Genomic DNA, 14,407 nt, shown 5'->3' with positions numbered 1-14,407 from the left:
GATGCGTCTCCCCCCGCTTTCCCGCCGCCGCGTGACCGCCGCCGCCGCGCTCGCCAGCCTCGCCGTCGCCCTCGCCGGTTGCGGCGGCGACGACGTCACCGCTCCGCCGTCGTCGCAGACGCAGGCGCCCGCCGGCACGACGGCCACGCTCGCGCTGCTCGAAACGACCGACCTGCACACCAACGTGCTGTCGTACGACTATTTCAAGCTCGCCACCGACAAGTCGCTCGGCTTCGAGCGCGTGTCGACGCTGATCGCGCAGGCGCGCGCGCAGTACCCGAACACGCTGCTGCTCGACAACGGCGACACGATCCAGGGCACCGCGCTGTCGGATTACCAGGCGCTCGTGAACCCGATCGGCTGCGACCAGACGCTCGCGATCTACAAGGTGATGAACGCGGCGAAGTTCGACGGCGGCGGGATCGGCAACCACGAGTTCAACTACGGGCTGCCGTACCTGTCGCAGGTGACCGGCAACACGTTCGACGTCGACGGGCTGCCAGCCCCCGCGCAGCAGAAGAAGTGCGCGGGCCCGAACTTCCCGCAGGTGCTCGCGAACGTGATCAGCGCGCGGACCAACGCGCCGCTGTTCACGCCGTACACGATCCTGACCCGCACCGTGACCGCCGTCGCGCCCGACGGCAAGACCGTCAGCGCGCCGGTGAAGATCGGCATCATCGGCTTCACGCCGCCCGCGATCATGAGCTGGGACAAGCGCTGGCTCGACGGCAAGGTCTACACGACCGGCCTGAAGGAAGCGGCCGAGAAGTACATTCCGGAGATGCGCGCGAAGGGCGCCGATCTCGTCGTCGCGATCTCGCACGGCGGCCTCGACAATGCCGCGTATTCGCCGACCATGGAAAACGGCAGCTGGTGGCTGTCGACGGTGCCCGGCATCGACGCGATGCTGATCGGCCACTCGCACCAGGTGTTCCCGGACGCGAACAGCACCGTGGCGCAGTTCAACCTGCCGGGCGTCGACAAGGCGAAGGGCACCGTCAACGGCGTGCCGACCGTGATGGCCAACTACTGGGGCAAGCATCTCGGCGTGATCAAGCTCGGCCTGACGTTCGACGGCAAGACGTGGAGCGTCGACAAGTCGCAGACGACAGTCGAGGCGCGGCCGATCCAGAACGCGGACAAGAGCTACGTCGCCGCCGATCCGTCGGTGTCCGCCGCGATCGCCGCCGAACACCAGGCGACGATCGACTACGTGAAGACGCCGATCGGCTCGACCGACTACCGGATGAACTCGTACTTCGCGGACGTCGGCGATCCGGGCGCGATCCAGATCGTCAACGAGGCGCAGGCCGATTACGTGAAGACCTACGTGCAGGCGAACCTGCCGCAATACGCGTCGCTGCCGGTGCTGTCGGTCAGCGCGCCGTTCAAGAGCGGCTTCGGCGGCGGCAGCGACTACACGGACGTCGCGCCCGGCGCCCTCGCGATCAACAACGCGGCCGACCTGTACCTGTATCCGAACACCGTGTACGCGGTGAAGGTGAGCGGCAGCGACGTGAAGAACTGGCTCGAGACGGCCGCGAAGCGCTTCAACACGATCGATCCGACCAAGGCGACCGTGCAGCCGCTCGTCAGCAGCTTCCCCGGCTACAACTTCGACATGTTCACGTCAGCGGATCTGGCGTACGAGATCGACGTCACGCAGCCGGTCGGCAGCCGGATCAGGAACCTGACGTACAAGGGCGCGCCGATCGACCCGAACGCGCAGTTCATCGTCGCGACCAACAACTACCGCGCGAGCGGCGGCGGCAACTTCCCGGGCCTCGACGGCAGCAAGACGATCTTCGCGTCGCCCGACGCGAACCGCGACGTGCTGATCGCGTTCATCAAGAAGCGCGGCGCGATCACGCGCGCGGCGGACGGCGCGCAGCGCAGCTGGCGCTTCACGAAGCTGGCGGGCTCGGTCGCGCACGTGCAGTTCACGTCCGCGCCGAACCGGCTCGGCGACGCGGCGGCAGCCGGCCTGACCGGCCTCACGCAGGTCGCGGCCGACGACGGCTCGGGCAAGAACCTCGCCATCTACGAGATCGACCTCACGCAATGACCACGAGACCTGCGATGCAACCGATCCGGGCGATGCGGCCCGCCGAGGCCGGCTTCGCCGCCGCCGCGCGGCGCCTGCTGCGCGCGAAACTCCCGCCGGCCGCGCTGCTCGCGGCGGCGGCCGTGACCGTTGCGGCCGTCGTCGCGGCGACGGGCTGGCGCGCCGCCGGCCCCGCGCCGAGCGCCGCGCAGCTCGACGAATGGCAGGCGATGGTCGCGCAGGCCGTCGAGCCTCACGCGCTCGCGCAATTGCGCACCCTCGCGCGGCGCGGCTCGGGCGACGCGCAGGCGGCGCTCGGCATCGCGCTCGTCGATGCGCGCGAGCCGGGGCTGCGCGACGAGGGACGCGGCTGGCTCGAAACCGCCGCGCAGGCGGACCCGAAAGCCGACACGCCGGCCGCGCGGCGTGCGCAGCTGGCGCTCGGCAAGGCGCTGTTGCTCGGCAGCGGCGACCTCCCGAAGGACTACGCACGCGCCCGCACGCTGCTCGGCGAAGCGGCCGGCCACGGCGATCCGGCCGCCGCGTATTACCTCGGGCTGATCTATCGCAGCGGCTACGGCATCGCAGCCGACCCGGTGCAGGCCGCGCACTGGTTCGGGATCGCGTCGCGCGCGGACATCCCGGCCGCGGACTTCATGCTCGCGAACGCGTACCGCGAAGGCAGCGGCGTGCCGCGCGACGAAGCGCGCGCGCTCGCGCTGTATCGCCGTGCCGCGGAACATGAGCTGCCGGAGGCCGTGCAGACCCTCGCGATGGCGTATCGCAACGGCGAGCTGGGGCTCAAGCCCGACGCGGACGAGTTCCACGCGCAGTGGATCGAGACCGCGCATGCGTTGAAGCATCCGGTCGTCGCGCCGTGACGGTGCGTCGGCCGCGCAGGCACGAACGCGCGGCGGCGGAGCGAGCTGACGCCCCGCGCATCGACCGCCCGCAACGGGAATCGGCCCGCCACGCCGGCCCTGAAGGGCAGGACGCTGCTTGCCCGCGAAAACGTCCGAAGGGGGCGTCAAAGCGCTGGTGCAGCTCGAGAAGCATCAAGCCGCGCGGGCGGCGGCTTTGCGCAGGTCGCGTGCGGGCCGCCGCCCCGGCCTCGCCCGTCGTGCGCGCCGCCCGTCACGCACGGCCCCCTGTCGCTACAATAGGCGCCATGAACGCCCCCACCTCCTCCGACGCGCCCGATTCCGGCGACGCGCACATCGCGCGCAACCGGCTCGAGGCCCACCTGGACGCCGCGCCGCGCGCGTGGCCGCTCGACATCGTCGCCGCCACCGGCTCGACCAACGCCGACGTCGCGACGCGCCTCAAGGCGCTGCCGCGCACCGCGAACGCGCTGCCCGCGCCGCTCGTGCGCGTCGCGTTCGAGCAGACGGCGGGCCGCGGCCGGCAAGGCCGTCCCTGGTTCGCGCAGCCCGGCAACGCGCTGCTGTGCTCGGTCGGCTGCATCGTGCCGCGCCCCGTCGACGCGCTCGGCGGCCTCAGCATCGCGATCGGCGTCGCGCTCGCGGAAGGGCTCGCCACGCTGCCGCTCGACGCCCGCACGCGCGTCGCGCTCAAATGGCCGAACGACCTGCTGCTGACGACCGCCGGCGACGGCACGTCGCGCATCGTCGGCAAGCTTGCCGGGATCCTGATCGAAACCGTCTGGACCACCGCCGACGCGACCGCCGTCGTGATCGGCTTCGGCATCAACGTGCGCGGCGCGGAAGCCGTCGCCGCGCAGGTCGATGCGCTGCGCGCGCGCGAAGCGACGCTCGCGAGCGGGCTGCCGCCGGCGGCGCTGTCGGCCGCGTGCGCATCGGCGAACCTCACCGATACGCTCGCCGCGGCGCTGAACGCGCTCACGCCCGCACTCGCGCAGTTCGGCACCGACGGGCTCGCGCCGTTCCTGCCGCGCTGGCACGCGCTGCACGCATACGCGGGGCGCGAAGTCGTGCTGCTCGAACAGGGCGTCGAACGCGTGCGCGGCATCGCGACGGGCATCGACGCGACCGGCCAGCTGCTGCTCGACACGCCCGACGGCATCCAGGCGATCGCGGCCGGCGACGTATCGCTGCGCGAAGCGCAATGAACGAACCGCATCTGCTGATCGACGCCGGCAACAGCCGGATCAAGTGGGCGCTCGCCGACGCGCAGCGCACGCTCGTCGACACCGGCGCGTTCGGCCATACGCGCGACGGCGGTGCCGATCCCGACTGGTCGGCCCTGCCGCGTCCGCGCGGCGCATGGATCTCGAACGTCGCGGGCGCCGACGTGGCCGCGCGGCTCGACGCGCTGCTCGATGCCCGTTGGCCGGGCCTGGCGCGCACGACGATCCGCTCGCGGCCCGCGCAATGCGGCGTGACGAACGGCTATACGACGCCCGAGCAGCTCGGCAGCGATCGCTGGGCCGGTCTGATCGGGGCACGGGCGGCGTTTCCGGGCGAGCATCTGCTGATCGCGACGTTCGGCACCGCGACGACCCTCGAAGCGTTGCGCGCGGACGGCCGTTTCACCGGCGGGCTGATCGCGCCGGGCTGGGCACTGATGATGCGCGCGCTCGGCACGCACACCGCGCAGTTGCCGACGCTGACCACCGACATCGCGAGCGGGCTGCTCGCGGGCACGCAGGCCGAGCCGTTCCAGGTCGATACGCCGCGCTCGCTGTCGGCGGGCTGCCTCTACGCGCAAGCGGGGCTGATCGAGCGCGCATGGCGCGATCTCGCCGATGCGTGGCAGGCACCCGTGCGACTCGTGCTGGCAGGCGGTGCGGCGGACGACGTCGCGCGCGCGCTGACACTGCCGCATACGCGGCACGACGCGCTGATTCTGTCGGGGCTTGCGTTGATCGCCGCGGAAGCGGCGGCGCAGAATTGACGAAAAACCGGTCGGCATTGCGCCGGCCACGTCGACGGAGGCCCGAGTGTGGACTTCGTCACGGTGGGGATGGAAAACGGGCGCCGGCGCGTGCGCCCGTGCAGACAGCCGGCCGCACATGCATGCGGGGCCCGCCCGATGCGCACGATCGCCGGCGGCAACGACCGCGCGTGCCGTGCGGCCGGCCCGACCGAACGGTTGAACGACTGAACCACGACGAGGAGTGTCGACGATGCTGCGCTGGCTGATCGCTGTTCTCATTCTCGCGAACCTGCTTGCGTTCGTCGCCGTGCGCGGCGTGTTCGGGCCGCTGCCGGCGGCCGGCCCGCGCGAACCGGGCGTGCTGTCCCGGCAGGTTCGGCCCGATGCGTTGCATGCAATGCCGCTCGCGCAGGCGAGCGATCAGCCCGTGATCGGCGGTCCGATCGGCGCGCCGGCCGTAACGGCCGAGCCGCTCGCGGCATCCGCGCCCTGACGGCGCGGAGCCCGCATCAGGACTGCTGCGCGCGCACCTTCTTCAGCAGCGCGGTGGTCGAGCGATCGTGCTCGAACGGAATCGCGAGCGCACGCCCGCCCCAGCCGCGCACGATGGCCGATTCCGGCAGCGCGTCCATGTCGTAGTCGCCGCCCTTCACGAGGACGTCCGGACGGACGGCCTCGATCAGCGACACCGGCGTCTTTTCCTCGAATTTCACGACCCAGTCGACGCTTTCCAGCGCCGCGAGCAACGCCATCCGGTCTTCCTCGCGGTTGATCGGACGGTCGTCACCCTTGCCGAGCATGCGCACCGACGCATCGCTGTTCACGCCGACGATCAGGCACGCGCCGAGCGCCTTCGCATCGGCGAGATACGTGACGTGGCCACGGTGCAGGATGTCGAACACGCCGTTCGTGAACACGACGGGCGACGGCAGCGAAGCGCGCAGGGCAACGAGGGCGTCGCGGGTGATCAGCTTGCGTTCGAAGGTAGCGGACATGATGAATTTCGGATGGCGTGAGCGGCGCGCGGTGCACGTCGCGACGGAACACGGCGGCGCCAGACAAAAAGCCCGCCGGATGGCCGGGCGGGCTTCATGCGGGAATACAGTGCGGCGATCGCGACCGGCGGCGCTTCACGCCGGCTGCGATGCCGCGCGGCCTCAGGCCGGTTGCGCGGCCGACGACGGGCCGCTTTCGGACTGCAGGCGGCCGGTGACTTCCTTGCGGTAGCGGTTCAGCTCCTGGGCGGTCGCGAAGGTGCGCTCGAACAGGATCGACAGGTTATGCAGGATCCGCTCGACGACCTTCTTTTCCCACTCGCCGTCGAAGCGAATCTGCTCGTCGAGCCAGCGCTCGAGCCATTCCGGATCGGGCAGGCGCGACTGCACGGTGTCGCGCGGGAACAGGGCCTGGTTCACGTGCAGGTTGGTCGGGTGCAGCGGCTTCTCGGTGCGGCGCGCCGACGCCATCAACACGCCGATTTTCGCGAACGCCGCGCGCGCGACGTCGCCGCAATTGTTCAGCGCCTTCTTCATGTAGCGCAGGTATGCACCGCCATGGCGCGCTTCATCGCGCGAAATCGTTTCGTAGATGTGCTTGATGACCGGCTCGGTGTGCCAGTCGGCCGCGCAGCGATACCAGTGGTTCAGGCGAATCTCGCCGCAGAAGTGCAGCATCAGCGTCTCGAGCGGCGGCGCCGGATCGAACTCGAAGCGCACCGCGTGCAGTTCCTCTTCGGTCGGCACCATTTCCGGCCGGAAGCGGCGCAGGTATTCCATCAGCACGAGCGAATGCTTCTGCTCCTCGAAGAACCACACGCTCATGAACGCGGAAAAGTCGCTGTCGTGCTGGTTGTCGCGCAGGAACATCTCCGTCGCGGGCAGCGCCGACCATTCGGTGATCGCGTTCATCTTGATCGTCTTCGCCTGCTCGTCGGTGAGCAGCGAAGCGTCGAACTTGTCCCACGGAATGTCCTTCTCCATGTCCCAGCGGACAGCTTCGAGCGACCTGTAAAGTTCCGGATAAAGCATGGTGTTCATGATGGTCCCACCCCTGTTCTGCGCAATGCGACTTCTCTAAACGTGACTGTTGCCGCGTCGGCGCGCTAGCGCGCCTTTTGCAGCCAAGACTTTAATTTTACGCGTGTATCCAGCCGCCGGACGCAGATTCCGCGCCGGTAGCCGGGCGGCCGCGCCGCCGCCTTGAAGCACGCCGCGACCCCGCTCCGCTCGAACGGAACCGGCCGCGCGTGCCTGATGTGGGGGCCGGCGCAGGCCGGCTCGGTGGCGAGCCCGCCCGGCGCCGCGCGGTTCCCGGAAGGGTTCCCGTGCGACCGCCGGACCGGCGGGCTGCTCGATATGGTGTATACGGCGGCGGCCATGATAGCACGCGCGCATGACGGTTCCGAGACGTGGAACCGGTCGCGCGCCGCCAACGACGGTGCGGCGATCGGTCGCGGGGCGGCCGTCGCGAAAACGCAACCGAGATGTAAGGTTCATCGGTTTCGGCCCTGCCCCGCTCGCGTCAGACCCGAATTCCGGTCGCGCGGCCGCTCTCCGGCGGCATGCCGGATGCCGGCGCGCTGCCGCCGTCGGCCCCCGCGATCCAGTTCACCAGCGTGTCGCGCTGCGCGCGCCCATCGCGATAGCCCAGCTCGATCAGCTCGCGCGTGAAGGCCTCCTCGAACAGCAGGTAGCTCGCGAACGACGCGCCGGCCGGCTGGCTGCCGCCGATCGCGCCGAGCAGCCCGCGCATCGTCGCCGGCATCTGCTTCAGGTGTTTTGCGGCGATCAGCTCGATACGCTCGGACGGCGCGATCGCGAGCACGTCGACGTGCCGCCAGCCACTGTCCACTTCGACCTGGTGCGGCAGGTGCTCGATCATTTGATTGATGTGCTCGATCCGCTCGATGTCCGAGCCGATCGAGTCGAGAAACACGCTCGCGAGCACCTGCTGGCCGATCTGCGCGAGCGTCGGGTAGCCGCGCACCCGTCCCGAGCCGTTCGCGGCCGGAATCTCCGGCCGCGGGTCGGCCGCGCCGACGACGACGATCCGGTTCGCGCCGAAGTGGATCGCCGGCGACAGTGGCGCGACCTGCCGGATCGACCCGTCGCCGAAATATTCGATCTGGCCGTCGAGCACGAGCGGCACGGCCGGAAACACGAACGGAATGGCCGACGACGCAAGCAGGTGCGATGCCGACAGGTCGACGAGCCGCGCAGTGCGCTGCGCACGCCGCCATGACTGGATCGGCTCGGCGGCCTGGTAGAACGTCAGGTGCCGGCCGCTCGAATAGCTGAGCGCCGTCACCGAGAGCGCGTGCAGGACCCTGCTCTCGAGCATCTGCTCGATTCGGTGAAAGCTCAGCTCGCGCTGCAGCAAGTGCGCGAGCGGCGCGTTGTCGAGCAGCCCGCGCGGCGAGCGGCGCGCCGCCCAGCCGAAGGTCATCGTCGCGAGCCAGCGTGCGCCCGCCGCCGCGATGCCGAGCCAGTCGGTGCGATACACGTAGTCCGCGCGCAGCGGCTCCCAGAATTCGAGCAGACGGCGCACGCCGTGCGAAAAGTCGTCCGCGTGGCTCGCGATCGACGTCGCGTTGATCGCGCCGGCCGACGAGCCGCAGACAACCGTGAACGGCACGGTGTGCCGGTTCGGATCGGCCTCGCGCGCGATCTCGGCCAGCGCCTTCAGCACGCCGACCTGATAGGCGGCACGTGCGCCGCCCCCCATCAGCACGAGCGCGAGCCGCATGATCGAACTGCTATCCGGTTCGCGTCACGTCGAGCGCTTCGGCGGACGCGTTTCGGGCGACGAGGCGGCCGCCGCGCGCGCCGCGGCCGAGCCGGCCGGCTTCGCACGCTTCGCGGCCGGCTTGCGCGGCGCGGCGGCCGCGGCCGGTGCGGGCGGCTCCGCCCGCGCCGTCGATGCGGCCTGCCCCGACGGTGCGGCGCCAGCCTCCGCGGGCTGCGCGCCCGGCTGCGTCATCGCGAGGCTCGCGAGCTGGTTGAACTGCGCCTGCAGCAGGTTCCACCAGCCGGCCGGATCGAACGCCTGCTGCGCGGCGTCGCCTGCCGGCGGTGCGTCAGCCGCGGCTGCGGCATCCGGTGCTTGAGGCGCATCGGCGCGCGGCGCGGATGCCGCTTGCGCGGCCGCGACCGCCGCCTCCTCGGCCGCCGACATCGAGCTTTGCGCGAACGCGCCGAACGCGCGCAGCGTCGCGAGCGTGGCGCGCTGCACCTCGAGCGCCTGGATCGCGGACTGCAGCATGCCGAGATTGAGCTTGAGCCACTGCTCGACCGCGCGCAGATCGGTGATCCGCTTGTCGAGCTCCTCGACGCTCGTGAGCGGCGCCATCATGTCGGACATGCTCGACAGCGACGGCGGCAGCCCCGACGCGGCGCCGGGAAACGGCGCCATCCCGCCGAACGGCGACATCCGCATCATGTCCCACATCCGGTCGAGCATGTCGGCAGGCTTGAAACCGGCAAAGCCGGCGAAAGGATTGGAGCCGGAGGCATCGGTCGTCATACGGGCATCCTGGTTGACTGGGTGGGCGATGCGGCCGGCACGAGTCGCGCGGCCGCCCTTGATCCTGATCCGATCATAACGCGCGTCAGAACGGTGCGTCGCCGGGGAAGTCGGGCGGGCGCCGCTCGCGCAGCGAGCGGATGCCTTCCTGCACGTCGGGCCCCGAGAAGCCCATGAATTCGAGCGCGAGCGACGTATCGAAGGTCGGCCCGGCGCTGCGCAGCCAGTTGTTCAGCGCGTACTTGGTCCAGCGGATCGCCGACTGCGATCCGTGCGCGAGCCGCTCCGCGACCTCGTACGCCTTCGGCAGCAGGTCGGCCGGCTCGACCGCGAGCGACACGAGGCCGATCCGCTCGGCCTCCTCGCCGCTCACCGCTTCGCACAGCAACAGGTAGTACTTCGCCTTCGCCATCCCGCACAACAGCGGCCACACGATCGCCGCATGATCGCCGGCCGCGACGCCGAGCCGCGTATGGCCATCGATGATGCGCGCATCCTTCGCGGCGATCGAGATGTCGGCGAGCAGCCCGGCCACGAGCCCCGCGCCGACGGCCGGGCCGTGCATCGCGGACACGATCGGCTTGCTGCAGTTGATCACGTTGTAGACGAGGTCGCGCGCCTCGCGCCACACGCGGGCGCGCACGTCGAAGTCGTTCGCCATCGCCTCGACGAGCGCGAGATCGCCGCCCGCCGAAAAGCCCTTGCCCTCGCCGCGGATCACCGCAACGCGCGTGTCGGGATCGCGGTCGACGTCGCGCCAGATGTCGGCGAGCTCGCGATGCATGCGCTCGTTCGCGGTCGCCAGGCCGCTGCGGTTCGCGCCCTCGCCGCTCATCACGATGTCGAGCACGCCATGATCGCGACGCGTCACCTTCAATGCTTCGTAACCGCCATACGCGGCGAGATCGGTCATGCGCAGCTCCCGGGTTCTTGAAATGCTGAAACGCCTGAATCGAGTGTAGCCAAGCCCGCGCGGGCAAACATCAGGCGAAACCCGGCGCGCGGGCCGTGCCGGGTTTCGCGCAGACGTCAGGCCGCGCCGTCGGGCGGCGCGACCGCCTGCTCGATCGCACCGAAGATCGACTTGCCGGCCGCGTCGAACATCTCGATGCGCACGGTATCGCCGTAGCGCATGAATTCGGTCTGCGGCGCGCCGTGCTCGATCGTCTCGAGGCAGCGCTTCTCGGCGATACAGCAGTAGCCGCGCTTCGCGTCCTTGTTCGACACCGTGCCCGAGCCGACGATCGAGCCGGCACGCAGGTTGCGCGTCTTCGCCGCATGCGCGATCAGCTGGCCGAAGTGGAACACCATGTCGGTGCCCGCGTCGGGCTGGCCGACCTTCCTGCCGTTCCAGTGGACGATCATCGGCCGGTGCACGCGGCCCTCGCGCCAATCGTCGCCGAGCTCGTCGAGCGTCACCGCGACCGGTGCGAACGCGGTGGCAGGCTTGCTCTGGAAGAAGCCGAAGCCCTTCGCGAGTTCGGCCGGAATCAGGTTGCGCAGCGACACGTCGTTCACGAGCGTGACGAGCCGCACGGCCTTCAGCGCGTCGTCGGGCGAGGCGCTCATCGGCACGTCGCCGGTGATCACCGCGACCTCGGCCTCGAAGTCGATGCCCCATTCCTCGGACGGGCACACGATGTCGTCGCGCGCGCCGAGGAAATCGTCGCTGCCGCCCTGGTACATCAGCGGATCGGTCCAGAACTCAGGCGGCATCTCGGCGCCGCGCGCGCGGCGCACGAGCTCGACGTGGTTCACGTACGCGGAGCCGTCGGCCCACTGGAACGCGCGCGGCAGCGGCGCCATGCAGTTCGCCGGGTCGAACGCGAACGCGTTGCGCGCGCGGCCGTGGTTCAGCGCGTCGTACAGATCGCGCAGCTGCGGCGCGTAGAACGCCCAGTCGTCGAGGACGCGCTGCAGCGTCGGTGCGATCGCATCGGCGATCGCCGCGGTGTGCAGGTCGCGCGACACGACGATCAGCTGGCCGTCGCGCGTGCCGTCCTTCAGCGATGCAAGTTTCATGGGGTATCTGCCGTTGTAGTGACGATGGAGGGAATCTATTTTACGATGGTGAATCCGTGCGGCGCGCCACGATCGTGCGCGCCGTTTTCGTCCCGACCCTTGCCGCCTTGTCGCGCCCCGTTGCCCATGCCCGCCAGCCCGCTTCCCGACGACGATCTCGCCGATTCCGACACCGACGACACCGGCTCCGGCGAGCACGGCGAAGGCGGCGAGAAAGTCCGCTCCGGCATCCAGTCGATCGAGGTCGGCTTCCGCCTGCTCGACGTGCTGACGAGCGAGCCGCGCGCGATGATGCTGCGCGATCTCGCGCAGCGCGCGGGCATGAGCCCGGCGAAGGCGCACCGCTATCTGGTCAGCTTCTCGCGGCTCGGCGTCGTGTCGCAGGATCCCGTGTCGGGCCGCTACGAACTCGGCGGCTTCGCGCTGCAGATGGGGCTCGCGCGGCTCGCGCGCGTCGACGGCGTGAAGCTCGCGCGGATCGCGCTGACCGAGCTGCGCGACCGCGTCGACCAAACCGTCGGCATCGCGGTATGGGGCAACCAGGGGCCGACGATCGTGCACTGGATGGAATCGAGCCACCCCGCGAAGGCGTCGCTGAAGCTCGGCGACGTGATGCCGCTGCTCGGCTCCGCGACGGGCCTGCTGTTCGCCGCGTACCTGCCGCGCAGCAAGACCACGGCGATGCTCGAGCGCGAGCTCGCCGATACGCGCCGCTCGCCGCATCACGGCGGCCCGCGCACGCTCGACGAGGTCGAGGCAGTGCTCGCCGACGTGCGCGCGCATCAGGCCGCGCGCGTCGAAGGGATGCTGCTGCCGACGATCCATGCGTTCTGCATGCCGGTGTTCGATGCGGTCGGCGAACTCGCGCTCGCGATCGTCGCGCTCGGCCAGGAAGGCACGTTCGACATCGCGTGGGGCGGCGAGATGGACACCGCGCTGCGTGCATGCGCGCAGAAACTGTCTTACGAACTCGGCTATAGTCCGGACGCACGCGACGCCTGACACGCCGGGTGTGCGACACATCGCGCGATGTACCGCGAACGCGCGGCGCACCCGGCGGTCCGATGGCTGTGACGCGCGCCGCGCGCCGCGACCGCCCCAACCCTGTTCCGTTTCGCCGATGCCGCCTGCCGACACCCGTCCTCGTCACGCCCTGCCCCGCCACTGGCTGCGCGTGGGCGTCGCGCTCGTCGTCGTGCTGGTGCTGCACGCGCTTGCGGCGTTGTGGCTGACGCACAACCGCGACGCATTCACGCCGCCCGCGCCCGCCGAGATACCGGTGCAGATCGAGCTGCTGAAGCCGCGGCCGATCGAGCGCCAGCCCGCGCCGAAGCCGGCCGAACAACCGGCCGAGCCGGCGCCGGCGAAGCCGGCCCCCGCCGCGCCGAAGCCTGCGGCGAAACCCGCGCCGTCGCCCGAGCCGGTCCTCACGTCGACTCAGACGGCCGAGCAAGGCGAGCCGCCGCCGGCCGCCGCCTCCGCGGCCTCTGCTGCGAGCAGCGCGGCAAGCGCATCCGGCACGCAGGCGGCATCGGCCGGCGAAACCGGCGGTGCCGCGACGCCGGGCCCCGCGACGAGTGGCGTGAAGTTTGCGGCGCCGCCGCCCGGCGACCTGCAGTACGACACGTTCTACAACGGGATGCAGAACATGATCGGCACGATCCACTGGCGCACCGACGGCCGCACCTACGACCTGTCGGTGTCCATGCCCGTGCCGTTCGTCGGCCCGTTCAGCTACCGAAGCGAAGGCCGCATCGACGCATTCGGCGTCGCACCCGACCGCTATGTCGAAAAGCGCGGCAAACGGCCCGAGGACATCGCGATCTTCAACCGCGAGATCCGCCAGGTCGTCTTCACGCGCACGCCGAACAACGCACCGCTGCCCGACGGCGTGCAGGACCGCTTCAGCATGCTGATGCAGCTGTCGGGGCTCGTGCGCGGCAATCCGTCCGCCTACCAGCCGGGCGTCACGCAGCAGTTCTTCGTGATCGACAACAACAACGGCGAGACCTGGCCGATCACGGTGATCGGCGACGAGGACGTGCAGACGCAGGCCGGCATCGTCCGCGCCCGCCACTTCATGCGGCTGCCGCGCCGCGACGGCGACACGCGCCGCATCGACATGTGGCTCGCGCCGTCGCTCGGCTGGCTGCCCGCGAGGCTCGTACAATCGGAACCGAACGGCTCGCAGATCGAGCTGCTGTGGCACGGCCGGCTCGCCCCGCCCGATGCGCCTGCCGATGGCGCAACGAACGCGCCCGCCAGCACACCGGCCATGGAGCCCGCACAATCCGCGCCGCCGCCCGCCGAGCAGGCGCCCGGGCCAGCGGCTGCGTCACAGCCCGTGCAATGACGATCGACCAATCGGCAATTTCGACCGATTAAAGCTCTCGCCAAAATGGCCGATGACACTCTTTAACAACTATTTCGGTGCACCGGATCAAAATAAGAAACGTTTGATAGTCATCGGCTTCTAACCGATACACCCCACGCAAACGGGAGAACGGGGTGTGCAGCGCAAGCCCCTTGAAACCGGCAAGGCCTGCCCCACCTACGGGACAACAAGGCCAGATGCCACTGCGAAGAGGAGTGCCGCCATGCAAATGATCTACAACAGCCCCAACTACTGCGTCGTCGAATTCGCGCCGCAGGCCGGCCACCATCTGATGAATGCCGGCGGATACGAAATCGTCGACAAGAACGCGCAGCGCGAGATCTTCATCGACGGCGAGCTCGCCGAGCGATTCCGCGCACACGTGAAGCAACTGATCGAGGATGAACCGTCGCTCGACGAAGTGGACGAATTCCTCGGACAGTTCGACAGTCTGATGATGATGCCCGTCGTCCTGCACTGACGACCCGCGGCCCGGCGCATCGCCGGGCCATTCGCCGCGTTCGAGCGGCGCCGCGAGCACTCCGATCCAAGCCCCCGTCCGGTTCGCCGGGCGGGGGTTTTCGTTTGTT

The 14,407-nt window shown here is 70.1% G+C and carries 14 protein-coding genes; 8 read left to right on the top strand and 6 right to left on the bottom strand.

Annotated elements, in window-relative coordinates; genetic code table 11:
• The first annotated feature begins 1 nt into the window (after window position 1).
• The 5 genes from ACV22W_RS17455 to ACV22W_RS17435 all read left to right on the top strand — a co-directional run bounded on the left by ACV22W_RS17455 (window position 2) and on the right by ACV22W_RS17435 (window position 5,393).
• Window positions 2–2,065, top strand: coding sequence for a bifunctional 2',3'-cyclic-nucleotide 2'-phosphodiesterase/3'-nucleotidase (locus ACV22W_RS17455; RefSeq protein ID WP_448020719.1), 2,064 nt, complete (start codon window positions 2–4; stop codon window positions 2,063–2,065).
• A 14-nt stretch (window positions 2,066–2,079) separates the two neighbouring features.
• The gene (locus ACV22W_RS17450; protein WP_448020718.1) at window positions 2,080–2,925 is read left to right on the top strand and encodes a tetratricopeptide repeat protein; all 846 of its coding nucleotides are present in this window, start codon (window positions 2,080–2,082) and stop codon (window positions 2,923–2,925) included.
• 287 nt (window positions 2,926–3,212) lie between these two features.
• Entirely contained in the window at window positions 3,213–4,133 is a 921-nt protein-coding gene (locus tag ACV22W_RS17445; RefSeq protein WP_448020717.1) for a biotin--[acetyl-CoA-carboxylase] ligase, read from the top strand.
• Complete coding sequence (locus ACV22W_RS17440; protein ID WP_448020716.1) at window positions 4,130–4,918, top strand: type III pantothenate kinase; 789 nt, start codon at window positions 4,130–4,132, stop codon at window positions 4,916–4,918. Before ACV22W_RS17445 ends, ACV22W_RS17440 begins: the two co-directional genes overlap by 4 nt.
• A 232-nt stretch (window positions 4,919–5,150) precedes the next feature.
• Complete coding sequence (locus ACV22W_RS17435) at window positions 5,151–5,393, top strand: hypothetical protein (protein WP_059511893.1); 243 nt, start codon at window positions 5,151–5,153, stop codon at window positions 5,391–5,393.
• Window positions 5,394–5,409: 16 nt separating this feature from the next.
• Here the strand turns inward: ACV22W_RS17435 and rfaE2 are convergent, their stop codons facing one another.
• The 6 genes from rfaE2 to ACV22W_RS17405 form a co-directional block, all read right to left on the bottom strand.
• Window positions 5,410–5,895, bottom strand: coding sequence for a D-glycero-beta-D-manno-heptose 1-phosphate adenylyltransferase (gene rfaE2 / locus ACV22W_RS17430; protein WP_448020715.1), 486 nt, complete (start codon window positions 5,893–5,895; stop codon window positions 5,410–5,412).
• Between the two features lie 162 nt (window positions 5,896–6,057).
• Window positions 6,058–6,936 (bottom strand): ferritin, encoded by an 879-nt coding sequence (locus ACV22W_RS17425; protein WP_059451551.1) that lies wholly within the window; start codon window positions 6,934–6,936, stop codon window positions 6,058–6,060.
• 484 nt (window positions 6,937–7,420) lie between these two features.
• Window positions 7,421–8,644, bottom strand: coding sequence for a patatin-like phospholipase family protein (locus tag ACV22W_RS17420; protein WP_448020714.1), 1,224 nt, complete (start codon window positions 8,642–8,644; stop codon window positions 7,421–7,423).
• Between the two features lie 24 nt (window positions 8,645–8,668).
• The gene (locus ACV22W_RS17415) at window positions 8,669–9,421 is read right to left on the bottom strand and encodes a PhaM family polyhydroxyalkanoate granule multifunctional regulatory protein (RefSeq protein ID WP_448020713.1); all 753 of its coding nucleotides are present in this window, start codon (window positions 9,419–9,421) and stop codon (window positions 8,669–8,671) included.
• An 85-nt stretch (window positions 9,422–9,506) separates the two neighbouring features.
• Window positions 9,507–10,334 carry an enoyl-CoA hydratase/isomerase family protein gene (locus ACV22W_RS17410; RefSeq protein WP_448020711.1) on the bottom strand — a complete coding sequence of 276 codons (828 nt, stop codon included), beginning with the start codon at window positions 10,332–10,334 and terminating at the stop codon, window positions 9,507–9,509.
• A 116-nt stretch (window positions 10,335–10,450) separates the two neighbouring features.
• On the bottom strand, window positions 10,451–11,443 hold the full coding sequence (locus ACV22W_RS17405) for a fumarylacetoacetate hydrolase family protein (RefSeq protein WP_448020709.1): 993 nt from the start codon (window positions 11,441–11,443) through the stop codon (window positions 10,451–10,453).
• A gap of 126 nt (window positions 11,444–11,569) precedes the next feature.
• Here ACV22W_RS17405 and ACV22W_RS17400 point away from each other — a divergent pair, with 126 nt between their 5' ends.
• The 3 genes from ACV22W_RS17400 to ACV22W_RS17390 all read left to right on the top strand — a co-directional run bounded on the left by ACV22W_RS17400 (window position 11,570) and on the right by ACV22W_RS17390 (window position 14,298).
• Window positions 11,570–12,445 (top strand): IclR family transcriptional regulator, encoded by an 876-nt coding sequence (locus ACV22W_RS17400; protein WP_448020708.1) that lies wholly within the window; start codon window positions 11,570–11,572, stop codon window positions 12,443–12,445.
• A gap of 118 nt (window positions 12,446–12,563) precedes the next feature.
• Window positions 12,564–13,796, top strand: a complete 1,233-nt coding sequence (locus ACV22W_RS17395) for a DUF3108 domain-containing protein (RefSeq protein ID WP_448020706.1) — start codon at window positions 12,564–12,566, stop codon at window positions 13,794–13,796.
• Between the two features lie 244 nt (window positions 13,797–14,040).
• Window positions 14,041–14,298 (top strand): BTH_I0359 family protein, encoded by a 258-nt coding sequence (locus ACV22W_RS17390; RefSeq protein WP_006477667.1) that lies wholly within the window; start codon window positions 14,041–14,043, stop codon window positions 14,296–14,298.
• Window positions 14,299–14,407: the final 109 nt, after the last annotated feature.

Source organism: Burkholderia sp. AW49-1 (genome assembly GCF_053427845.1).
Note: the sequence above shows the minus strand (reverse complement) of the source record. Positions and strands in the feature narration are given on the sequence as shown.

Excerpts from the sequence above, each read along its gene's own strand:
- ACV22W_RS17420 (WP_448020714.1), bottom strand. The coding sequence starts at position 8,644 with ATGCGGCTCGCGCTCGTGCTGATGGGGGGCGGCGCACGTGCCGCCTAT.
- ACV22W_RS17415 (WP_448020713.1), bottom strand. The coding sequence starts at position 9,421 with ATGACGACCGATGCCTCCGGCTCCAATCCTTTCGCCGGCTTTGCCGGT.
- rfaE2 (WP_448020715.1), bottom strand. The coding sequence starts at position 5,895 with ATGTCCGCTACCTTCGAACGCAAGCTGATCACCCGCGACGCCCTCGTT.
- ACV22W_RS17400 (WP_448020708.1), top strand. The coding sequence starts at position 11,570 with ATGCCCGCCAGCCCGCTTCCCGACGACGATCTCGCCGATTCCGACACC.
- ACV22W_RS17410 (WP_448020711.1), bottom strand. The coding sequence starts at position 10,334 with ATGACCGATCTCGCCGCGTATGGCGGTTACGAAGCATTGAAGGTGACG.
- ACV22W_RS17440 (WP_448020716.1), top strand. The coding sequence starts at position 4,130 with ATGAACGAACCGCATCTGCTGATCGACGCCGGCAACAGCCGGATCAAG.
- ACV22W_RS17405 (WP_448020709.1), bottom strand. The coding sequence starts at position 11,443 with ATGAAACTTGCATCGCTGAAGGACGGCACGCGCGACGGCCAGCTGATC.
- ACV22W_RS17455 (WP_448020719.1), top strand. The coding sequence starts at position 2 with ATGCGTCTCCCCCCGCTTTCCCGCCGCCGCGTGACCGCCGCCGCCGCG.
- ACV22W_RS17445 (WP_448020717.1), top strand. The coding sequence starts at position 3,213 with ATGAACGCCCCCACCTCCTCCGACGCGCCCGATTCCGGCGACGCGCAC.
- ACV22W_RS17435 (WP_059511893.1), top strand. The coding sequence starts at position 5,151 with ATGCTGCGCTGGCTGATCGCTGTTCTCATTCTCGCGAACCTGCTTGCG.
- ACV22W_RS17425 (WP_059451551.1), bottom strand. The coding sequence starts at position 6,936 with ATGAACACCATGCTTTATCCGGAACTTTACAGGTCGCTCGAAGCTGTC.
- ACV22W_RS17390 (WP_006477667.1), top strand. The coding sequence starts at position 14,041 with ATGCAAATGATCTACAACAGCCCCAACTACTGCGTCGTCGAATTCGCG.
- ACV22W_RS17450 (WP_448020718.1), top strand. The coding sequence starts at position 2,080 with ATGCAACCGATCCGGGCGATGCGGCCCGCCGAGGCCGGCTTCGCCGCC.
- ACV22W_RS17395 (WP_448020706.1), top strand. The coding sequence starts at position 12,564 with ATGCCGCCTGCCGACACCCGTCCTCGTCACGCCCTGCCCCGCCACTGG.